The organism is Rhodococcus sp. KRD197 (assembly GCF_017168235.1).
GTDB lineage: Bacteria > Actinomycetota > Actinomycetes > Mycobacteriales > Mycobacteriaceae > Rhodococcoides.
This window is the reverse complement of sequence record NZ_JABFAO010000004.1, coordinates 25532-46893: the sequence shown is the minus strand read 5'-3', so window position 1 is coordinate 46893 and position 21362 is coordinate 25532. Positions and strand designations below refer to the sequence as shown.

General features: G+C 61.0%; 18 protein-coding genes and 1 pseudogene. 1 reads left to right on the top strand and 18 read right to left on the bottom strand.

The genetic code is table 11. The annotated features are described in order from the left end of the window. The first annotated feature begins 123 nt into the window (after positions 1–123). On the top strand, positions 124–765 hold the full coding sequence (locus tag J1M86_RS06310) for a TetR/AcrR family transcriptional regulator (RefSeq protein WP_206509246.1): 642 nt from the start codon (positions 124–126) through the stop codon (positions 763–765). A 23-nt stretch (positions 766–788) separates the two neighbouring features. Here J1M86_RS06310 and J1M86_RS06305 read toward each other — a convergent pair whose 3' ends face one another. The 18 genes and pseudogenes from J1M86_RS06305 to J1M86_RS06220 form a co-directional block, all read right to left on the bottom strand. Then, positions 789–1829, bottom strand: a complete 1041-nt coding sequence (locus J1M86_RS06305; RefSeq protein ID WP_206509245.1) for a glycosyltransferase — start codon at positions 1827–1829, stop codon at positions 789–791. 47 nt (positions 1830–1876) lie between these two features. Further along, the gene (locus J1M86_RS06300) at positions 1877–3022 is read right to left on the bottom strand and encodes a glycosyltransferase (RefSeq protein ID WP_075838331.1); all 1146 of its coding nucleotides are present in this window, start codon (positions 3020–3022) and stop codon (positions 1877–1879) included. 63 nt (positions 3023–3085) lie between these two features. Beyond that, complete coding sequence (locus J1M86_RS06295) at positions 3086–4069, bottom strand: NAD(P)-dependent oxidoreductase (RefSeq protein ID WP_075838332.1); 984 nt, start codon at positions 4067–4069, stop codon at positions 3086–3088. Further along, positions 4066–5391, bottom strand: a complete 1326-nt coding sequence (locus J1M86_RS06290; RefSeq protein ID WP_230555111.1) for an NDP-hexose 2,3-dehydratase family protein — start codon at positions 5389–5391, stop codon at positions 4066–4068. The genes J1M86_RS06295 and J1M86_RS06290 overlap by 4 nt, the downstream gene beginning before the upstream one ends. A 196-nt stretch (positions 5392–5587) precedes the next feature. Then, positions 5588–6526: an alpha/beta hydrolase gene (locus J1M86_RS06285; RefSeq protein ID WP_083667464.1), complete on the bottom strand. Its 939-nt coding sequence runs from the start codon at positions 6524–6526 to the stop codon at positions 5588–5590. A 3-nt stretch (positions 6527–6529) separates the two neighbouring features. Continuing rightward, a complete protein-coding gene (locus tag J1M86_RS06280; RefSeq protein ID WP_075838334.1) occupies positions 6530–7111 on the bottom strand; it encodes an NADPH-dependent FMN reductase in 582 nt (193 codons plus the stop codon). Further along, positions 7108–8541, bottom strand: coding sequence for an MFS transporter (locus J1M86_RS06275; protein WP_206509242.1), 1434 nt, complete (start codon positions 8539–8541; stop codon positions 7108–7110). Before J1M86_RS06275 ends, J1M86_RS06280 begins: the two co-directional genes overlap by 4 nt. Before the next feature lie 48 nt (positions 8542–8589). Beyond that, entirely contained in the window at positions 8590–9351 is a 762-nt protein-coding gene (locus tag J1M86_RS06270) for an SDR family oxidoreductase (RefSeq protein ID WP_187346709.1), read from the bottom strand. Next, the gene (locus J1M86_RS06265) at positions 9348–10757 is read right to left on the bottom strand and encodes an FAD-dependent monooxygenase (protein WP_206509241.1); all 1410 of its coding nucleotides are present in this window, start codon (positions 10755–10757) and stop codon (positions 9348–9350) included. Before J1M86_RS06265 ends, J1M86_RS06270 begins: the two co-directional genes overlap by 4 nt. Before the next feature lie 2 nt (positions 10758–10759). After that, complete coding sequence (locus J1M86_RS06260; RefSeq protein ID WP_075838338.1) at positions 10760–11704, bottom strand: aromatase/cyclase; 945 nt, start codon at positions 11702–11704, stop codon at positions 10760–10762. A 26-nt stretch (positions 11705–11730) separates the two neighbouring features. Then, positions 11731–12807, bottom strand: a complete 1077-nt coding sequence (gene fabG / locus J1M86_RS06255; RefSeq protein ID WP_206509240.1) for a 3-oxoacyl-ACP reductase FabG — start codon at positions 12805–12807, stop codon at positions 11731–11733. A gap of 31 nt (positions 12808–12838) precedes the next feature. Beyond that, a complete protein-coding gene (locus J1M86_RS06250) occupies positions 12839–14050 on the bottom strand; it encodes a ketosynthase chain-length factor (RefSeq protein WP_075838339.1) in 1212 nt (403 codons plus the stop codon). Continuing rightward, on the bottom strand, positions 14047–15318 hold the full coding sequence (locus J1M86_RS06245; protein WP_075838340.1) for a beta-ketoacyl synthase: 1272 nt from the start codon (positions 15316–15318) through the stop codon (positions 14047–14049). Before J1M86_RS06245 ends, J1M86_RS06250 begins: the two co-directional genes overlap by 4 nt. Then, complete coding sequence (locus J1M86_RS06240) at positions 15315–15644, bottom strand: TcmI family type II polyketide cyclase (RefSeq protein WP_068380367.1); 330 nt, start codon at positions 15642–15644, stop codon at positions 15315–15317. The genes J1M86_RS06245 and J1M86_RS06240 overlap by 4 nt, the downstream gene beginning before the upstream one ends. A gap of 9 nt (positions 15645–15653) precedes the next feature. Then, on the bottom strand, positions 15654–17180 hold the full coding sequence (locus tag J1M86_RS06235; protein ID WP_075838341.1) for an FAD-dependent monooxygenase: 1527 nt from the start codon (positions 17178–17180) through the stop codon (positions 15654–15656). Between the two features lie 83 nt (positions 17181–17263). After that, positions 17264–18220, bottom strand: coding sequence for an ACP S-malonyltransferase (fabD, locus tag J1M86_RS06230; protein WP_206509239.1), 957 nt, complete (start codon positions 18218–18220; stop codon positions 17264–17266). Between the two features lie 239 nt (positions 18221–18459). Then, positions 18460–20085: a chaperonin GroEL gene (gene groL / locus J1M86_RS06225; RefSeq protein ID WP_075838342.1), complete on the bottom strand. Its 1626-nt coding sequence runs from the start codon at positions 20083–20085 to the stop codon at positions 18460–18462. 233 nt (positions 20086–20318) lie between these two features. Next, a pseudogene (locus tag J1M86_RS06220) lies at positions 20319–21177 on the bottom strand (DMT family transporter). Positions 21178–21362: the final 185 nt, after the last annotated feature.

Here is a 21362-nt window from a genome sequence, read left to right as displayed (position 1 = left end):
GCGCTCGGCGCGGAACGCCGCTCGGTCTCGGCCTAGGCATTACAGTATGAAATGCAGCTATTTGCCATGGCCGTTGTTGTAGGCTAACACGGGTGAAGTAACCGTGGAAGGGATCAAACCAGCATGAGCACGAACACGCGCCCCAAAGGCGGCTTGATCGACAAACGAAACGCGATCCTCACCGCTGCACTCGCCGTCTTTGCCCGCGAAGGCTTCAGCAGAGCTGGACTCGACGCAATTTCTGCTGAAGCAAAGGTGTCGACGCGCACGATCTACAACCACTTCGAGGACAAGGCCGAGTTGTTCAGAGCCTCCATTCACGAGAGTGCCGCGCGAGTCGCGGACGTTCAGGTAGAGCTCATCGACAGGCATCTCGGTGGTCTGGCCTCGGGCGCGGACGTCGAGGCGGTGTTCGTGGCATTCGCCACTGAGTGGTCCGCCACGGTGACGCGATTCCAGGACCACTTCGCACTTGTCCTGCAGATGCCTGCTGAGTCGAAACACCTTCCGCGAGCGACGGTCGACGCGTGGCTACGAACCGGGCCGATGAGGGTTCGCCGGGAACTCGCCCACTACTTCCAGCGTTTGAACGACAAGGGCCTGCTACAAATCGACGACTCCGATACCGCTGCACAGCACTTCTCGCTGTTGACGTCAGCGGCCATACCGCCCTTCTACTGCGGCAGCGTGCACGAGGAAGGGGAAACCGCCGCCGCAGTCGCAGCGGCGGTCCGGACGTTCCTGCACGGATGCGGAGCCCGCTGATTCCAATGGCGTGAAGTCTTGTCTCACTCGCTGCGGTCTACGAGTCGCTCGAGTTCGTGACAGGTCGATTCGGGACCGTGGGTATTCGCGATTTCGGTCGCGATCTCCTCCAGCCTTCGAATGGCATGGGTATCGGCGAGCACATCGGCGACAGCTGCGGCGATCGCACCGGAGGGTGACTTGGCGGGTACCGACCGGCCAATTCCGAGCTCATCTATTCGCGCTGCATTGGCGAACTGATCGGCCGCCTGTGGAATGACAACCTGCGGAATGGCCGCTGCCAATGCACCGAGCACCGTTCCGGTCCCACCGTGGTGGACTACGACATCCGCTCCTGCCAAAACGTTCGGTTGATCTACGAATTTCAGCACGCGCACCGATGCAGGAACCGGATCGAGTGCACGGGTATCGCCTCCGGGGCCCACTGCCACCAGAACATCGAAGCCCGCAGCAGAGGTCTCGTGAACCGCCTGGCGTAGAGCATCGACTGCGCCGAACGACACTGTCCCCATGGTGAGGTAGGCCCTTGGACGAGTGCCGCTGGAATGACTCCATGGACTGGCGCCACTGGGTTCGCTCCACGCAACGGTCCGAGTATTCAGTCGGCTGGGTGACCCCGCCGAAGTCACCCCGCGCCAGGTAGGTGGCAGTGGATCGATCATGACCTCGGGGGAGATTTTCGCGTCGGCGAACAATTGTGCGGGAAAGCCTTCCCAACGACTGATAGCGAAGGGGATTGCTTGAATTCCCAGGTCTTGCGCGGCAGCGCCGGCACCGATGTTGGTCATTTCGTACACCACGAGATCAGGTTTTCGCCTAGCCCAAATCTCCCGGAGAGCCGCACGAGTTCTCGAACCGATGTACTCACCGAACATCCACCGGGGTGCCGCGAATGGATCCCCTGGATCGAGATCTACCCCTGCGACATATTTTTCGGCGTCGGACAGCGTGAGTTCGTCCGGAAATCCCTCGACGGTCGGGACGGGTAGACGACCGGCGAAAGGAGGTCCACAGGCGACCTCGACGTCGTGCCCATAGTCTCGGCATGCTAGAGCGAGAGGCATGAGTGGGTAAACGTGACCGTAAGCGGGTACCGCTGCTAACGCAATCCTCATCGTCGAAACTCGATTTCGGCAACCTGTTCCGCAGGGGTCGGCATCGCTCGAATCTGTGCCTGAAACTCCTGCGCCGCCGATCGATACGAGTTGTCGGACAAGACCCGGTCACACGCGTCCACCGCACGATCCACCACGTCGGGACCAGGGTGAACCGACACGCCAGCGCCGTACGCCTCGATTCGATCGGTGGTACGTTGCCAGATCTCGGCATCTGGGAGCATAATCTGCGGGGTTCCGGCGTCGAGAGCAGTCAAGGTACTGACTCCGCCTGCATGATGAATGATCGCGTCGCAGGACGGAGCGACGAAATCCAGAGGTATGAATCCTGCGTGACCGTGTGGGATAAGGTGTCGAACACTATCGGCGACCGCACGAGGTGCAGCGACGAGAAGTTCGGCGTCCAAGTGCGACAACGCTTTCACGAGGTCTCTGAGCTTCTTGAAACTGGTGTCGTAGGTATCGGTTGTCTCTACTCTGCTGCCCATCGTGACGCAGATACGCTTTCGACCCGCCGGAGCAGTCAGCATCCAGGGTTCGATCGCTGTTTGCGTATTCGACGGTACGAACCGCAACGGCTTGTGCGGTGAATCGTCATGCCGTGTTTGCAGCATGGCAGGAGAGACATCCAACGTGGTCGACGGTTCCGGGAGGTTCCGAAGCTCGAGTTCCGCCATTTCGGACGCAAGTTCAGCCTCCGCTCCTGGAATATAGGGCGCGATTTCGTACATGTCCCAGGTCTGTCGAACGTAAGGCACCTGTAGCCGGGCTGCAATCAAGGGGGCTGCGAAGGAGAGGCTGCCCCCGACCACTACATCAGGACTGAAAGTCTTCGTAAGCGACTTCAACGAGTGGTATGCAGTCGCCGCGTACCGTCCGAAGAACCGGCCGGCACCGAATACCATGTCTACGTCGGTCGATGCAGGCGGAACACGTTCACCATCACGATCGAAAAGGATGAACTCGGACAGCGGACGTTCAGTGACGGGATATGCAGGCAGTCCGGACGAGGTGATGGCATCGATCGTCTGCATCGAACCTGCCATGACGACTTGATGTCCCGAGTCTTTTGCTGCCCGTGCAAGTGGTGCCAGTGCGAAGGCACTGGCTTGACTGGAGTGTGCTGCGAACAGAATCTTCACGGAGTCCCGCCCTTCGATAGCGCTTCGAGTGTGCACGTTTCGGTGATGATCACACGCCTCCGGTTACGCTCGAGTGGGATGGACGGCGTGGGTATGCGGACGCTCGATGTTCGCGATGGTGTCCAACCAGAAGTCTTCGATCGACCGGTATATGGACCTCGTCGGGACCCATCCCAGATGGTCCCGCGCTGGGCCGATATCCACTTGTGTCCACCGCGGACTTCCACCAGAGGTGACGGGTTCTCTCTCTGCAAGTTCGGCGTCGACCCCGCTGATGTCGAGGAGCATCCGGACCATCTCCCTGACGCCGACTGCTTCGCCGCGTCCGATGTCGAGGACCGTACCCGGTAAGCGCACCCGGGCCGCCGCGACCACCGCGTCTGCGACATCGCGCGCGTCTACGTAATCACGTTGCGCCGTAAGGGCATCAAGCGTGATCGTTGCAGGCACGCCGGAGACTTTTGCATCTGCAAGTTGCCGTGCGACCTGTCCGAGAAGACTGATGTTGGGCGCTCCCGGCCCGGATACGTTCGCGATTCGCAGAACGACTGCGTCGATGTGGCCTTCGACAACCGCATCGAGAATGGATTCCGTCGCGGCAAGCTTTGCCTCGCCGTATGCACCCGTCGGGCGTGCTGCGTCGCGACGTGCATTTGCCGTCTCCCCCACACCGATCGTCCCGTACTCGAGTACCGAACCCAAGTGGACGAGCCATGGCCGGTGATCGGCATTTCTCAGCCCGGCGAGCAGGGACTCTACCGGCTGTGCGGCCGCAGACCACATCTGATCGTCGGATCGCCCCCAGATGCTGCCGATTGTATTGACGACCAGGTCGGGTTCGAAGGAATCCACGACTCCGCCGATGGTGCTCGCAGCTGCTGCCGAGACATCCAATTCGAGGAATGTGTAGGGAAATTCACGAGCTGGTCTTCCACGCGCGACTCCGAGGACCTCGTATCCCGATGCGACAAGCGCGGTGCACACGTGGGTGCCGACGAAACCGGTCGCACCGAGGACTATTGCGCGTCCTACCTGAGGTTCGGTCACCGCGTCACCGCGGTTCGCTCGGCAACTCCGTCAGCCATGCAGCTCAACAAGCAGCGCGCTGCGACGTTGACGTGGTTGCTGTACCGAACGAAGCCGGTCAGTTGTTCGACAGTCATCCAGCAGTAGTTTTCGGGCACCTGTTGTCCGATACTCTCGCCCACGTCAACGACGAGATAGCGGCTCTCGGCGTGGAAGAAGCGTCCCCCCTCTTCGGAATGCACGACGTCGACCAACACATCCACCGTGTCGGACTGCTCCACCAGGTCCAGAAACGGTGGGCGCTCCGCCCTCGGAAGGTTCTCGTAGCTCGCGGGGATGCACGCGACAGTCGGGCCCATCTCGACCACGTCGGCTGTCCCTGCCTCGGTGCGAGCATGAACCAGGATATGAAACTCGTCGTGGAACAACCTTCCGACGAAGGCGATCACGCCGCGACCTATCGGTCGAAGCATGGGCTGTGACCAGTGTGCCACCTCGCGATTGGTGGCAGCAACGTCTACGCCGATCACGGTGAAGTGCCGCCCGTCGGGACGCAGGATCTTGTCGCCGTCGAATTCCCACCCCGGGAGACTGTGCAGTGGTACCGTCCGCCGGTCCAGGCGGTGCCGCGACTTGGCTTCGGTGAACCAGCTCAACAGGTCCCCGAGACTGTGGACCGCTGAACTGTCGGTGGAATTGTCGTCCATGGCGAGGAACGGCAACCCGGACAGGACTGTACGTGAATCCATATTGACCAGATTCGGCACGCGGAGCAGAGCCGCTATCTGCTCGAAGCTCAACCAAATGAAGTCTTCACCTGCGGGCAACCGATCGGGAACTTCGACAATCATGTTCCTGTTCCGCTTTCCGAGAAACCAGGAACCCTGTTCGGATTGCAACGAATCGAACACGACTGAGCCAGGACGGGCGGCAACGAAGTGCTCAAGGAAAGGAACTGCGCTCCCACGGTGCACCCGCGTGTAGTTGCTGCGTGTCGCTTGAACCGTCGGTGAAAGCTGAATGAGATTGATGTTTCCCGGTTCCATTTTGGCCTGCATCAAGAAGTGATAGGAATCGCCGACTTTGGTGACGATGATCCCGAGAATTCCGATCTCGGGCTGGTTGATGATGGGCTGAGACCAGGAGTGCGACTCCATCTCCTGGGTTTCGACCGACAGTCCCTCGATCGAGAAGAACTTGCCACTCCGGTGGCGAATGGCTGAACCATCCGAATCGACCTTCCACCCTTCGAGCGCACTCAGCGATGCAATATCGATGTGATAGTCATTCTTGATATTTCGTTCGGAAAACCAGTCGTAGAATGATGAAAGATTTTCTGACACTGAACTCCTCCGGTCTGTGAGCCCGACCACCAGCCGGAATCCGGATACTGTGAAGGGATATCCAGCGTGGCGGTCTCGTCGCCGATAGCGAATTGCATGTTGACTGCTATGTCGAGTCTGATTCATCTTCTTGCCCACCACAACAGAGCGCAATGTCAAGAAGTGTCAAGTATTCTGCGAAGTTTTCATTCCTGTATCAAGCAGTGCGCAAGCCCGAATTCGATGCACGTTCGCCGAGGCATTCCTCGAGAAATGCAAGCGCCTTGAGGTGGTACGCCGCTGCGGTCCACCCCAGGCTGATGTTGTGGCCGGTTTGCGGTAGAACGTCGATCGATACTCGACAACTACCGAAACGCGAACGCAGTACATCAAGCGCATCGTCGTCGTGAATCCACCACTGTTCGTACTCGGCAAACGTGAAGCGCACCGGCGTGCCAATCCTCTCGGCAACCAGCGAAAAGCGCTCAGGCCATCCGGCGATGTCGTCCAACTCGCACGCAGGTACCTCAGCTACCATGCCGACGGCGAACGTGAAGGTTCGAGGTGGATAGAAGCTCAGCTTCCCCCAGTTCATCGGCCACGCGAGATCTGCATGCGAACGATCCAAAGGTGCGGCGCCGACTGCAAATTCGTGGCCGATACCGGACACGTCGATACCGATGAAGGACGGGCCTCCAGCGTTCGACGCCATCGTCAATGCAACCGCTCCACCGTAGGAATGAGCGAGTAGAAACAAGCCTGCACCGATCGGATGATTGCGCACGAAGTCCTCGAGGGCCTCGCCGATAGCGGTCGCCTGGTCGTCCATGCATAGCCCCGCTGGATAACGGTCCGCGTGTGCACCGTATCCCGGTCGGTCGATCGTCAGTACCGAGTACCCGAGCCGAGTTGCTGTCGCACATAGTGACAACGAAGGCTCGGACCGAGCATCGAAATAGTCCGCCGTCATACCTGCACCGTGGACAGCGACGACCACCGCGCGCGGGACGACGCCGGCAGGCGCATGAAGCGTTGCACCGACCGATACTCTATTGCCAAGCACTAGCGTTCGAACACGAGAGTCATTCGATTCACAGCCCGAAGGAGTCGACGTGTAGTCCGGCGAACCACCCCGCTTGCTATCGCCCGCGATCATCTCTCACCACGTCGGCGGGGTTCGCCGAGCTTCGCGTAATGCATGTCCCCACCAGAGAAGATGCTCGATCATCTTATCTGCCGCGGAGATGGCATCGGTGGGGTCAACGGGTTGCCCTGACTCGTCGAACTTGTTCCAGACGATCGGAAAGCTGACGCTTTCGCGCAGCGCTACTGCGTGTAGTTCGCCCAGCACCGGTCTCAGCTGTTCCACCGCACGCAAACCACCCGCGATGCCGCCGTACGAGATGAATCCGACTGGCTTTGCGCGCCATTGTGTCCCATGCCAATCGATCAGGTGCTTGAGTGACGCCGGGAAACTATGGTTGTATTCTGGCGTCACCAGAACAAAGGCGTCTGCTCGCTCGAGCCTCGGGGTGATCTGCTCGAGTGCGTGCGCATCCTCGGGCGAGGGATTCTCGGAAATTTGGTAAGGCAACGGATGGTCGGCAAGGTCGATGTAGTCAACCTGGAGATCGTCGCGTTGTTTCGCGTGGTCTACGAACCACTCCGAGATCGTCGGTCCGAGCCGACCGTCCCGCACACTTGCGCAGACGACTGCCAATTGCATGGTGCCCTCGGTCATTGTTGCTCCTTCGATCGGTCTTCATCGGATAGTGGGGCCCTCGAAATCCTGATGCCCGCACAAGCGGACAGGATTCCGAGGAGTGCGACGACGATCGCTACACGTGCAGCGAGTTGTTGGTCGACAACCCAGCACAGCGCAACAGCCATCGGGACGAAGGCAGCGGCCAATTGCACTGCAGTCTGATACAGGCCTCCTGCCGCCGACTTGTGGGCGTCGTCGACGGTGCTTGTCGCCCGAGAGTTCAACGCGGCAAATCCGAATGAGAAGCCAGCTCCGAGCAGTAGCATCCCGGGAAGTACATCGACTGTGTAGTCGGTCGGCGCTTCGGGAACTGCGAATGTCAGTGCGGCGCTGCCAGTGCACATCATGCCGGCCGCCGTCAGTGGCGCGGTTCCGAACCTCGCGATCAGGATGCCCGAGAGGGGTGCGGCCAGAACCAGTGGCACACTCGCAGGCAGCACCGCAAGCGCTGCATGTAGCGCAGTCCACCCGAGATCGTATTGCAGCCGCATGGTCACGATCACCAGCAAGGCAAGGTTCGTGCCGTTCATCGCCGCCGCGCAGACCATCGAGCTCAGCAGAGTTCGGTTGGCTAGTGCCGGTGAGAAATACAGGGGTTCCCCGTTGTTTCTCTCCGATCGAACCAGCCCGCCCGCAAAAAGCACTGCAACGGCCACACACACCACTGTTCGAGGGTCGCGCCAGCCGTAGGTCGCGGCTGTACTGATCGCTGAGACTGCCGCAATCACCGCGAGTGCGAAGAACAGGGCGCTTGCTGCACCCAAGGGCGCAAATCGGTTGATCGAATTCTGCCCGCGCCGTGGGTCCTTCGGTATCAGCCGAGCCCCTGCGACGAGAATCACCGACACCACGATCGCAGGTACCAGAAACGTCAGCCTCCAGTCGTGCAGAGTCAGAAAGCCTGCCGCGAGCAAGCCGGCAGCGAAACCGGAGCCGCCCGCGAATGCATAGATCGACAGTGCTCGGTCACGTCCTCGTTTGTCCGCGAATGTCGTAGCGATGATGGCCGAACCCAAAGGCGCAGTGAGCGCAGCACACATTCCCTTGATCACGCGAATACCGCTCAGAAGCACAGGATCTACGACGATGCTGCCCGCCAGCGACACCGTGACGAACAGCACGAGCGCAAGTAGGTACACCCGTCGCCGACCGAACCTCTCGGCCAATCGACCGCCGATCATCAATGCTCCGGCGAACCCACACGCGAACCCGCTGACGAGCCAGACAGCGGTGACACGGTGATAGCCGAGGTCCTCGGCTATCACCGGCATGGCGACCACCATGATGGACACTTCGAGCGCATCGATCAGCATGTTCGCAGCAAGCAACGCCAGCAACCCCCACGCGGCGGCAGGTCGAACTGCGCTGCTGTAGCTACCTTTCGACACTTCGATCGTTCTGTCCACGCTCGCTCCTTGTCGTCGCTCGGAGTGGTTCGCGTCGTCGCTCGAGAATCAACCCAGCAGGGTCCCGCCACTTGCGTCCAGCGTCGAGCCAGTGATCCATCGAGCGTCGTCGGAAGCGAGGAACGCCACCGCATCAGCGATGTCGTCTGGCTCACCGACCCGATTGAAGGCAGACAACGACGCCATCTGTTCGACGACCTCGGGCATACCGAATACCGGATTTCCGTTCCTCGTGATCCCCGGCGCAACACTGTTCACAGTGATACCGCGTGGCGCGAGATGTTTGGCCATGTGCATCGTGAGTTGCTCCACGGCGCCCTTCGTCATCGCATACGCAACTTCTTGCGGATTCGCGACGCGAGTCAAACCTGAAGAGATGTTGATCACCCGCGCCCCGTCGTTGAGGTTGGTAGTTGCCCGCTGCAGGATGAAGAACGGGGCTCGGGCGTTCACGGCGACGAGGCGGTCGAATTGTTCGGGAGTGGTGTCCTCCGGCGAGACACCTCCCATCACTCCGGCGTTGTTGACGAGAATGTCCAAGCTGGAGGATCCGGTCCTCTCTTTCAGGCCCTGTTCGAGTTCGAAAAAAAGTTGATGAATCGCGCCCGGCGTTTCGAGGTCTGCTCGTACTGTGAACGCTCGACCACCGTTCTTTTCGATCGACGTGACGGTGTCGAGAGCAGCATCGGCGTCCGACGACCAGTGGACGGCGACCAACGCACCGTCGGCTGCGAGCCGAGTCGCTATCGCCCGCCCGATATTGCGGCTTGCGCCGGTGACGAGTGCGGTCTTTCCCTGTAGACGAGTCATGAAGTCTCCAATCGTTGTGGTTCTCTGTCGAACTGCGTGAATCGGTGCCATTCTTCGAATGTCGAGTACGGTGAAGATCCGATCCCTTCACACTCTTCGTAACCGTCCGGTCGGATGATCTGCCACCATCGAGGAGAACAATCGGGTCGAAAGTCGATGACAGCGCCGCGGCCCTGGCGCAGATCGTCCGCAGCTCTCGGATCGGAGGCAACGACGTCGGGGTGCACTCGCGATCCGCACACTGTGGACTGCCCAGGACTGCGCTCGCGGCGATAATCGATATCCAATCCGCTGATTGTCGCGGCCAGCTGCTGTTGTACTGATTCGGTCTCGAGGAGTGCAGTGAAGATCGAACGCAGGGGTTCGATTTCGGGCCCGCCGAGCAAGAGCGAGGCCTGGGCCTCGATTCCTGCCAACACACGTGCTCCGACAGCGTGACGTTCGTCGTGGTAGCTGTCGAGCAGACGTTCGTCACCTGAGCCGCACGCAGCCATCGCAAGCTTCCACCCAAGATTGAAGGCATCCTGCATGCCGAGGTTGAGTGCCTGACCACCGACCGGCATCTGCCGATGCGCGGCGTCGCCTGCCAGAAAGAACCGCCCGGCGCGGTACTGCTTCGCCTGCTGTGATGCGTTGCCGAAGCTGTTGACCCACTGTGGCTTCGCGCTTCGGATGTCCTCTCCGGTCACCCGCTCCCATATTCGAGCGATGTCGTCGAACGTGGAATCGCTCCGGCCGTCGGCCGGGTTGGATCCGAACTCGTGAACCATCACCCGTGTGACGTCTTCTCGCCTCGCCGCAATGGCCAAACCCGAAGGGAGACGCTCGAACTTTCGATTGCGAATGTCAATTCCTGTGACATCCACGCGATGCAACAACCGGTCCGAGGACCGACCCGCGAACTCGGTGTTCATCAGCCGTGCGGTCGTACTGGTCTCTCCGTCGCAGCCGACGAGATACGACGCAAGGAGATTGCGCGACCCGTGTCGACTGTCTACCCGGGCCTCGATGCCCGACGGCGTCGTGGTCACGTTGACCAGTGAATGTCCGTCGAGTACGACAACGCCCAGATCGACGGCCCACGTTCGTAGAATGGCGGTCGTACGGGTCTGCGGAACCTTCCACTGCCCTGCGTAAGGACTGGGCAGGTTCAGATCGAGCGGGATGCCTCCGAAATGCCCGAGCGGTTCGTGTGGAAGCTCGCCGAACTCGTCCAGAAGACCGCGCAAGGCGAGAAGCTCCATGGTGCGTGCGTGCAGCGTCGATGCCCGGGATTCCGTTGATGGTTCGTCGCGGCTCTCGAGTACGACGACGTCGACCCCACGCAGGCCAAGCTCGCCGGCCAACGTGAGTCCGACAGGGCCGGCCCCGACGATCACGACGCGAGCCTCGAGCGTAGTGCGCATGGTCAGCGAACTCGTTCGGCGTAGTCTTTCGCATGGCCGAGGGTCGCCCGACTGTTGGCACCCAACGCATCTCGTACATACTTTCGCGCCTGTTCGACTCCGGCATCGGCACCCAGGATCCGCGCGAAATTCTCCTCCCGAAGAACGACGGTGTGGTGCGAGGTTGCTTGCACCCCGTTGTCGTTTTCCACGAAGGTCCACCGGCCTGTGTGAACGCTCATCAGCGCGGGCAATGTGGTTTGTTTGTAAACGATTCGCTCGAATGGCGCGCACACCCTGAACGACTTGGTGGTGTGAGTCGAGCCGTCCTGAGCCGTGGTGTCCATCTCCAGCGTCTGGAGCCCAGCGGACGGTTCGTCCAGGCGCACGCTCGAGACGTGCGGCAGCCGTTCGGCCCAGTGGTGCGCCTCATTGACGAAGTCGAATGCGTCCTTGACTGCACCGTCGATCTGAATCGAATCCTCGAATTCGAGCACGAGATCAGCTGAGTGCAAGGCTAATTCCGAGTTCGCCTTCAATGCCGCAAGCTCCGATCGGGAGTTGCGATCGACGACCTCGGAGATCCACGCGAGTGCCGCCGGATCGTCGTCTACTGCTCGGTAGTCGTGAAGTAGTCGCACCGTCGACGTGGTGTCCGATGACGCCTCGACGATCCATTCTCCGCCCATCGCGGCGACAGGTGGCGTCGAGACCTGCTGGCGGAAGGTGATCCGGCGGGCGGCTGGGTCCAACCTTCGCCGTGACGTCCACGTCTTGGCTTCGCCGTTTGCAGTTGCCCAGATTCGCAGATTCTGTTCGCTGTCCGACTGCTCCTGTAGTTCGACGAAGATCGTCGGCGGGAACAAGCGCGGCCAGCTCTCGACGTCGGCGATGAGTCCGTAGATCTCATCGGCCGGCGCCGCGATATCGATGGTGTGCTCTACTTCGTGCACAGAGTTCGGTTCCATGGTGGTTCCTTTCGGAGAACGAGGTTCTAGAAGTTGCCGAGTCCGCCACACACGTTGATCGCCTGTGCAGTGATCGAAGCTGCCGTGTCGGTGCTCAAGTAGGTGACCAGGCCGGCGACCTCCTCCGGCGTCGAGTACCGTCCAAGCGGTATCTTGGCGGTGAACTTGTCCATCACTGCTGACTCCGATGTTCCGTACGCGGTTGCGTACCCCTGGCGGACACGAGCGGCCATCGGGGTTTCCACGTAACCGGGGCACACTGCATTGACCGTGATTCCGGTAGGTGCCAACTCGTTTCCGAGCGCCTTCGTGAACCCGACCACTCCATGTTTGGACGCCGAGTACGGTGCGCCGAGAACGACACCCTGCTTGCCGGCCGTCGAAGCGATGTTGATGATCCGACCGCGCCCACGGTGGCGCATTCCGCCCGTGTTCAACGCTTCCCTGGTCAGACGGAAGACGCTGTTGAGATTGGTGTCGATGACGTCATCCCACAACTCGTCGTCGATGTCCGCAGTGACCCCGCCGCCACTTCGGCCGGCATTGTTGACGAGCACGTCGACGGATCCATACCTGTCGACCGCTGCCTGAACGAAGTTGTGGATGTCCTGACCAGACCTGACGTCGACAGTGGTTCCGTCCACATCGAGCCCATCCTCGTTCAGTTGCTTCACCGTCGCTGCGACGTTGTCCGCCGATCTGGCCCCGATGAAGACACGATGCCCGGACTCGGCGAGTGACCGCGCAATTGCGAGCCCGATTCCACTCGTCGCCCCCGATACCAGGGCGACCGGTGACGCCGCGCTCGACGCCCTGGGCGAGGCGATCTGATCAGCACTGTGACCGACGCGGTCGAGATGTTCGTTGACTGCCTGGATGAGCAGGCGAGGGGTCGTAGCTTCCACGACGAGCGTCTCGTCGAGCGAAATTCCGTATTCGCGTTCGATTCTGCCGCAAGTTTCAAGCAAGGCAAGCGATTCGTACCCGAGGAGTTCGAATTCGGTGTCGAGGATCTCACTGTCCAAATCCACTGTCTCGTCGGCGCCCGCGCCGGCCAGAAGGATCCTCTTGAGATCGTCGAGCGTAAAGGTCTCTGTGCTCATGAAACTGCCTTTCCTAGTGGAGTGTGGATGATCAGGCTGCGCGGGCAACGACGGCGGAGTTGAAGCCGTGGTGGCCGCGGGCAAGGACGAGTGCATGTCGAACAACTTGTGCTCTGGCGGATCCCGACACCAGATCGAGTCCGAACTCCGAGTCGAGTTCGGTATTGATCGTAGGAGGCACGACGCCCTCGGATATGGACAACAACCCGGTTGCCAGGTCCAGCGCCCCGCCGCCCGAGTACAGACGCCCAGTCATCGTTTTGGGCGCCGTAACCGGTACTCCCCGTTCACCGAACAGTCGCTTCAACGCGTCTGCCTCACTGCGATCAAGACTCGGATCGCCGGCAGCGTCGGCAAACACCACATCGATGTCGTCGGTGCACACGTGCGCGTCCGCAAGTGCGACCTCGATGGCGCGAATCAGTCCCTCGGATCCACCCTTCCGTTCGACTCCATCGAATGTTGCTCCATAACCAGCGATTTCGCCATATATTCGGGCACCTCGGCCACGCGCCTGCTGTGCATCCTCGATGACCAGGATGGCGCCGCCCTCTCCCGGTACGTGGCCGCAGGCGCGTGCGTCGAATGGCAGGTACGCGCTTGCGGGGTCGGGGTTGGTACTGAGTCTGCCGCTGGCAAGCAGTGCTACCCATCCCCAAGGGCAGATCGTCGCATCGATTCCACCCGTGACGACAGCCTTGGTTCCTTTTCGAATTTGCCTCCGCGCGTGGGCAACAGCGTCGAGCCCGCCTGACTGATCGCTCACGACGACGCCGCTCGGACCCCGCATGTTGTTTCGGATGGAAATCTGACCGGAGTTGACAGCGTAGAACCAGGCGAACGACTGGTAGGCGCTGACATGATGATTCCCCTGGCTCCAAAGCTTCTTCAGTTCGTTCTGGCCGAATTCGAAACCACCCGCCGATGCGGCCGTCACCACTCCCATGTCCAAGCTGTCGAATGTGTCTGCTTCGATTCCTGCGTCGAGAAGAGCCCAGTCGGTCGCGGTGAGGGCCAGGCGCGTCATCCGGTCGGTCTGGGGAAGCAGCCGACTCGGCAGATGCACGGAGGCCTCGAAGTTCGAGACCTCGCCGGCGAGGTGAAGGGGATACCCGGTCGCGTCGAAGCTTGCGATCCGATCGATCCCACTCGTGCCGTTGCAAACAGCTTCCCAGTACTGTTGGGTGCCAAGCCCGTTGGGGGCCGCCACTCCGATACCGGTAACTACCGTCGAGCTGGTCATCCCACACCTCTTTCTGGAGTGGTGAGGACCATCGCACTCTGGAATCCGCCGAATCCGCTACCGACTGTGAGTACCGAATCGGTCTTCCAGTCTCTGGCTGTGATCGGGACATAGTCCAGATCACATTCGGGATCGGCGGTGTGAAGGTTGGCTGTAGGAGGCACGACATTGTTGTCCATCGCCAACACCGATGCTGCAATCTCGATCGATCCGATCGCGCCGAGCGAGTGCCCGATCATCGACTTGATGGAACTGACCGGCGTTCGGTACGCGTGTTCGCCGAGCGAACGCTTGAATGCTGCGGTCTCGTGACGATCGTTCTGTTTCGTGCCCGAGCCGTGCGCATTGATGTAGTCGATGTCGCTGGCATCGGTTCCGGCCTCGTCCAGCGCGACACCGATGGCCGCGGCCATCTCGGCGCCGTCCGGTCGCAGACCTGTCATATGGAAAGCGTTGCAACGAGATCCGAAGCCACCGACCTCTGCGTAGATCTTGGCGCCGCGTCGTTGGGCACTGGTCAACTCTTCGAGAACGAACATGGCAGCTCCCTCACCGAGCACGAAGCCGTTTCGAGTGTTGTCGAAAGGACGCGACGCGTGTTCAGGGTCATCGTTTCGAGGGGTTGTGGCCTTGATGGCATCGAAACACGCGAGCGTGATCGGAGACAGAGGAGCCTCGCACGCACCGGCGATCATGACGTCCGCGGATCCCTCTCTCAGCAGGTCGACTGCATGGCCGACCGAGTCGAGCCCCGAAGTGCATCCTGTCGAGATCACCGTCGTCGGCCCCTGCGCGTGCACGGACCAGGCAACTTCTGCCGCGAACGAGCTGGGAACCAGATAGTCGTACAAATGCGGTACCGCGTAGTCATGGTCCACGAGCTCCAGGCGGCCCGAGTCGCTGACCACCTGATACTCCTCCTCGAGGCTCATCGTCGCCCCGACCGCGGTTCCGACGGATACGCCGACCCGGTAAGGATCGTGCTTGTCGAGCTCGATACCGCTGTCTGCCATAGCTTCTCGTGTAGCAACTACAGCGAGCTGCGCGGCCCGGTCCATCCGCCTGATCTCACGGCGGCTGAGGCCGTGCTCGCTCGGTTCGAAATCGATCTCAGCGGCAATACGAGACCGGAAGTTCGATGCGTCGAACGATGAGATCGGACGCGTGGCGGTCTTACCTTCGCTGATCAGTTGCCAGAAGTTCTTGGTACCGATTCCACCCGGCGCCATGACCCCGACGCCTGTGATCACTACACGACGTCGGCTCACCGATTCGCCTCCCAGTCGTAGAAACGTGTGGCCATTGCATCAGCAGGAGACTTCCACGATGAGGGGTCATAGGCCTGGATCAGCGGTCGCAGGTCCTCGCTTATCGTGACGAATCTCGGGTCGGTCTTGGCGGCTTCTATCCTCTCCGGACCGTTCGTCTCGTCGAAGTCCTGGAGGTGGAAGTACAACCCTCGGTAGTGGAAAAGCTGACGGCGTCGGGTTCCCATGAGATGTGGCATGTCACCCTCGTCGAACTCGCCGAAGATCTTTGCGACGTCCACATTCGCCGATGGGTCCATACGCGCGACGATCAAAGTGCTGTGCATGTGCGGTTCCTATCTGTTCGTGAGGACCGAGGTCTTGGAGTCGATCGTGGTATCGGTGCGAGAAGTGCGCTCACGCGCCGGGCCGAACCACCGTTCGAGGGACATCGCCAGATCCGCATGCGTTCCTGGCGCAGCCCAGGCCACATAGCCGTCGGGCCGGACGAGTACGGCCGACGTGCTGGTCGGCCATGACGCGGGGTGCTCGACGATCGCTGCGGTGACGACATCGACGCGGTCCGACCAGCCCTGGGCGATCCTCTGGAGTACCGGGTTGTCCTCGAAGTCGAAAAGCACGCCGCGTGCTCTTGTCAAAGCGGCCGTCGACGTCGCGGGCACTGATCTCTCATCGAAGACGAGTGGAGGCAGTCGGTACCCGAGCAGAGGGTTGGTCCCTCCACCTGAGTCGTATCGGATCTCCAGCCCACTGACCATGCCGGCCAGGTGACGCGTCACATCGTCGTATGCGGTGAGTTCGGAGAGAACCTCACGCAGCGGTTGCATCTCGGATCCGCTCAGAAACAGTGTCCCCTGTGCTCGAGTGTTTTTCAGGAGTCGCTCTCCCACCGGCCAGCGCTCGTCGTGATAGGTGTCGAGTAGTCGCTCCGGCGCACGGCCCGAAGCTACTGCACCCAGTTTCCATCCGAGGTTCACGGCGTCTTGAATGCTCGTGTTCATTCCTTGACCGCCTGCAGGCAGATGGATGTGTGCGGAGTCACCCGCCAGAAATACTCGCCCCCGCCTGTACTCGGCGGCTTGCCTCGTTGCATCGCCGAACGAGCTGACCCACACGGGATTTCCATGCGAGATGTCATCACCGGTCAGACGCTTCCACGCTGACGACACCTCGTCATACTTGGGCGGAGTTTCGCGGCGGCGCGGCGGCGCACCCCGCTCACACACGATCAACCGCGTGACACCCTCGGGGAGCAAACCAACCATGACCATTCCACCGGGAAGGGTTTCACCGATCATGCGGGGTTGTAGGTCGAGTCCCGTCACGTCGGCGAGGAACATCTCCATCGTCGATGCGGTACCGGGAAAATCGAATCCCGCCGCCTTCCGGACGGTGCTACGCCCTCCATCGCATCCGACCAAGTATGCGGCTGTCAGCGTCTTGACCCCGTCCGGCGATGCGACGTCGACCTGAACCGACAGACCTTTGTCAGAGACACCGAGCACCTCGTGATTTCGTCGAAGGTCCACGCCCAGCGAAACGGCCCACTGCTCCAGGACGGTCTCAGTTGCAGACTGGGGCACCGTTTTCGCGGCTTGGTGAGCCCCTTCGAGCAAGCCGAAATCCAAGGGGATTCCACCGAAGTGGCCTTGGGTACTTACTTCGATGGTTCCGAATCGCGGTAGCAGTCCACGCTGATCGAAAACTTCCATTGTCCGCGCAGTGAATCCCAGTCCGCGCGACTCTCCAGTTCTTTTCGGAAGCCGTTCCAATAGAATGACATTCACGCCGGTAAGCCTCAACTCGGCGGCAAGCATGAGACCCGCCGGACCAGCTCCGACAACGATTACTTCAGCATCCATACGTCCTCCTTGGCTTCGATGGCAGTGCACTCGCAGAGGTCACATCGGTGCGCTCTACTACGGATGAGAGTCGAGACAACTAGTCAGGCGACGACAGCGTCGGTCCGTTCGTTCGCCAGAACGTCGTTCAGTTCGCCCAAGGTCGATGTGGCCGCGACACGCAGTTCCGGCGTCGCTTTCTTGCTCAATCCCTTGAGTACACGGCCTGGGCCGACCTCGAGCGCACAGCTTGCACCGAGGCGTTCGAGCGTCCGCATAGTCTCTGTCCAACGAACTCGAGCGGTCAATTGATTAGTAAGAATTCTTCGGGCGTCGACGATGTCGGATACACTTTGCGCGGTAACGCTCGATACGAATTGCGTAGTCGGTGTGTGCATATCGACACTATCCAACGCTGCCGAGAATTCCTCCTCGACATCTGCCATCAACGAGCAGTGAAACGGAGCGCCGACATTCAACGGAATGGTCTTTGCTGCTCCGTATTCGAGCGCGGATTCGCACACCTTCTCTACCGCTGCAATATGTCCTGAAACGACGATCTGCCCAGGGGCGTTATCGTTTGCGACCTCGACAACCTGCGATGTTTCCGCTTGGATCTGGCCGCATAGTGCCTCGACATCCGCGATGCCGAGACCGACAACCGCAGCCATGGCACCCGGCTCGCGCCGACCTACCCGACTCATAAGCTCACCTCGAAGGCGCACCAGCAGAAGGGCGTCGGTCCAGCAGATGGTTCCTGCACATACCAACGCTGCAAACTCACCCAGGCTATGACCTGCCGTGATCGACGGCTCGACCCCGTGCTCTCGCAACACAGCCATCGTCGCAATGCTCGTGACAAACACCGCAGGTTGCGTTATCGAAGTGTCACGAAGAACATCGGCGTCTGCATTCAGGCAGATTCGAGACAGCGGAATTCCCAAAATATCGTCGGCAGAACGGAAGCACTCGGATGCGGTTTCAAAATTTCGTACAAGATCGGATCCCATTCCGCTACGCTGCGATCCTTGACCGGGGAACACAAAAGCTATTGATTTCATGCGGCGTCCTTCTTGCATTGCGCTTGAACGAGTCACCAACTCCGACCATTGCCGTCGGGCTTGGACCCAAGCTTCATACGTGACGGACGGTCGGTCAACGGCGATATGTTCAAAGGAATGCAAAGGAATGCAAGAGAGTGTCAAGGCTTTACCGGACACTTTCGAGCAATTCACACGTGCGCACGAAAAAGCCCGGCCCCTCCGAAGAGGGGCCGGGCTCTTGTCGAGAGAGATGGACTCTAGAAGTCCATGCCGCCCATGCCACCGGTCGGATCGCCTGCGGGCGCTCCGGCCTTCTCGGGCTTGTCGGCGACGACGGCCTCGGTGGTGAGGAACAGAGCCGCGATGGACGCTGCGTTCTGCAGCGCCGAGCGGGTGACCTTGACCGGGTCGTTGATGCCTGCAGCGAGCAGGTCCTCGTACTCGTTGGTCGCGGCGTTGAGGCCGTGACCTGCGGGCAGGTTGGAGACCTTGTCCGCAACAACGCCGGGCTCGAGGCCTGCGTTGAATGCGATCTGCTTGAGCGGAGCGGACAGCGCGACGCGAACGATGTTCACGCCGGTTGCCTCGTCACCGTCGAGCTTGAGGTTGTCGAGTGCGGGCGCAGACTGCAGCAGCGCGACGCCACCACCGGCAACGATGCCCTCTTCGACGGCAGCCTTGGCGTTACGCACTGCATCTTCGATGCGGTGCTTGCGCTCCTTGAGCTCGACCTCGGTCGCTGCTCCGGCCTTGATGACTGCAACGCCACCGGCCAGCTTGGCCAGGCGCTCCTGCAGCTTCTCGCGGTCGTAATCGGAATCGGAGTTCTCGATCTCGGCGCGGATCTGACTGACGCGACCGGCGATGGCCTCGGAGTCGCCCGAGCCCTCGACGATGGTGGTCTCGTCCTTGGTGATGACGACCTTGCGTGCCTGGCCGAGCAGTTCGAGTCCGGCGGTCTCCAAGGAGAGGCCGACCTCTTCGCTGATGACCTCGCCACCGGTGAGGATGGCGATGTCGGCAAGCTGAGCCTTGCGACGGTCACCGAATCCGGGTGCCTTGACGGCAACGGACTTGAAGGTGCCGCGGATCTTGTTCACCACGAGAGTGGAGAGAGCTTCGCCCTCGACGTCCTCGGCGATGATCAGCAGCGGCTTGCCCGACTGGATGACCTTCTCGAGCAGCGGCAGCAGGTCCTTGACCGTGGAGATCTTGGAGCTGACGAGCAGGATGTAAGCGTCTTCGAGGACGGCTTCCTGGCGCTCTGCATCGGTGGCGAAGTACGCCGAGATGTAGCCCTTGTCGAAGCGCATGCCCTCGGTGAGCTCGAGCTGCAGGCCGAAGGTGTTGGACTCCTCGACCGTGATGACGCCCTCTTTGCCGACCTTGTCCATTGCCTCGGCGATGAGCTCGCCGATGGACGGGTCGCCTGCGGAGATACCAGCGGTAGCAGCGATCTGCTCCTTGGTGTCGATCTCCTTGGCGGACTTGAGCAGCGACTCGGTGACAGCTGCAACAGCCTGCTCGATGCCACGCTTGAGGCCGAGCGGGTTGGCGCCGGCCGCGACGTTGCGCAGGCCTTCACGAACCAGTGCCTGAGCGAGAACGGTAGCGGTGGTGGTGCCGTCGCCTGCGACGTCGTCGGTCTTCTTGGCGACCTCCTTGACGAGCTCGGCACCGATCTTCTCGTAGGGATCTTCGAGCTCGATCTCCTTGGCGATGGAAACACCATCGTTGGTGATCGTGGGAGCTCCCCACTTCTTTTCGAGAACGACGTTGCGACCCTTGGGGCCCAACGTCACCTTTACTGCGTCGGCGAGGGCATTGAGGCCTCGCTCGAGGCCACGGCGTGCCTCTTCGTCGAACGCGATGATCTTGGCCATTGCGAAGTGATCCTCCGGATTGGGGGTGACACGCTTGAGCGACCGTGTTCCAGTCGCTCATCTGCACTTGCTCGGCCGAGTTCGGTGCCCGCGACGGACGACCAGGGGTGTCGATGATTCCCAGCCTCACCGTCCCGACCTGGCACTCACACTAAGCGAGTGCCAACTGCATTTCTAGCACTCGACCATGCCGAGTGCAAGGTCGAGCACACTCACCGGGTAAGCGGTGCCGGTCACGAGCCGATCGACGCCGGTGCCTCGTTCCGAGCGGAGGACCGCGCAAGTGCCACAGTTGCCGCGACCATCGCGACCAGAGCGACGAGCAAGACGGCGGTGGCGTCACGGTCCGCGGCCAGGTATTCCCCCAGCACCATGAACCCGAGAGCCGAGGCGACGACGGGTTCCATGACCGTCGATGCCGGTAACGAAGCCTGCAACGATCCAGCTTGGAACGCCGCTTGCTGCACGGTGATCGCACACACTGCAACGACGATCAAGGCGTACAGCTCTACGGAGGTCAACAGCGGACCAACGCCCCGCGACATCAGGTGCACCACACCTTTGGTGAGCACTGCCGCCACGCCGAACAGAGCGCCGGCCGCAGTACCGAGCAGCAGCGCTTTCCGCGGTCCATCGCTGCGCTGGGCCGCGCGGACGCAGGCGAGCACAAAGGGAATACCGATGATGCAGATGGCCGCCCAGTGCCGGGCCTCGGCGCGTTCGACGCCCGGTTTCGGATCGCCGACCACCACGAGGATGGCGACCGAGGCTGTCAACGCCGCAGCCCACAGCCATTCACGGGCACTGACGACTCGATTCGAGAGCCGCGCACCCAGCGGCAGCGCGAAAAGCTAGAGACAACACCAGGAGGGGCTGCACCAGCAGTAGGGACCCGAGCCCCAGGGCTGCTGCTTGCAGGCCGTAGCCGGCTATCGCGAGAACGTTACCCGCCCACCAAGCAGGCTTACGGACGAGCGAGGCGACGGGCCCGAACACCCCGACGTTCTCGGCGGGTACCTCGGCCGCGGTGCGCTGACGTACGACGGTTCCGACCGCGATGCAGAGCGCGGCACCCAAAGCCAGAGTCACCACGACGAGTGTTTGCGACACGTAGACGAATTTTATCGGGTGTGTGTTGCTCCGGCGACTCGGAATTGCATTCTCGCAAGTGAACATCCGTCGAATGCGGCCCGGTGAGAATACTCCCATCGAAACCAGCAGTTCGCCCGGTAGCGCGCAGTTCGGTTACTGTACTTATCGGCACTTGACCAGAAACA

Coding starts and splice junctions, on each gene's coding strand:
- J1M86_RS06260 (WP_075838338.1), bottom strand. CDS start 11,704: ATGGAACCGAACTCTGTGCACGAAGTAGAGCACACCATCGATATCGCG.
- J1M86_RS06240 (WP_068380367.1), bottom strand. CDS start 15,644: ATGCACAGCACTTTGATCGTCGCGCGTATGGACCCATCGGCGAATGTG.
- J1M86_RS06310 (WP_206509246.1), top strand. CDS start 124: ATGAGCACGAACACGCGCCCCAAAGGCGGCTTGATCGACAAACGAAAC.
- fabD (WP_206509239.1), bottom strand. CDS start 18,220: ATGAAATCAATAGCTTTTGTGTTCCCCGGTCAAGGATCGCAGCGTAGC.
- J1M86_RS06270 (WP_187346709.1), bottom strand. CDS start 9,351: ATGACTCGTCTACAGGGAAAGACCGCACTCGTCACCGGCGCAAGCCGC.
- groL (WP_075838342.1), bottom strand. CDS start 20,085: ATGGCCAAGATCATCGCGTTCGACGAAGAGGCACGCCGTGGCCTCGAG.
- J1M86_RS06280 (WP_075838334.1), bottom strand. CDS start 7,111: ATGACCGAGGGCACCATGCAATTGGCAGTCGTCTGCGCAAGTGTGCGG.
- J1M86_RS06305 (WP_206509245.1), bottom strand. CDS start 1,829: ATGCCTCTCGCTCTAGCATGCCGAGACTATGGGCACGACGTCGAGGTC.
- J1M86_RS06235 (WP_075838341.1), bottom strand. CDS start 17,180: ATGGATGCTGAAGTAATCGTTGTCGGAGCTGGTCCGGCGGGTCTCATG.
- J1M86_RS06250 (WP_075838339.1), bottom strand. CDS start 14,050: ATGACCAGCTCGACGGTAGTTACCGGTATCGGAGTGGCGGCCCCCAAC.
- fabG (WP_206509240.1), bottom strand. CDS start 12,807: ATGAGCACAGAGACCTTTACGCTCGACGATCTCAAGAGGATCCTTCTG.
- J1M86_RS06265 (WP_206509241.1), bottom strand. CDS start 10,757: ATGCGCACTACGCTCGAGGCTCGCGTCGTGATCGTCGGGGCCGGCCCT.
- J1M86_RS06285 (WP_083667464.1), bottom strand. CDS start 6,526: ATGATCGCGGGCGATAGCAAGCGGGGTGGTTCGCCGGACTACACGTCG.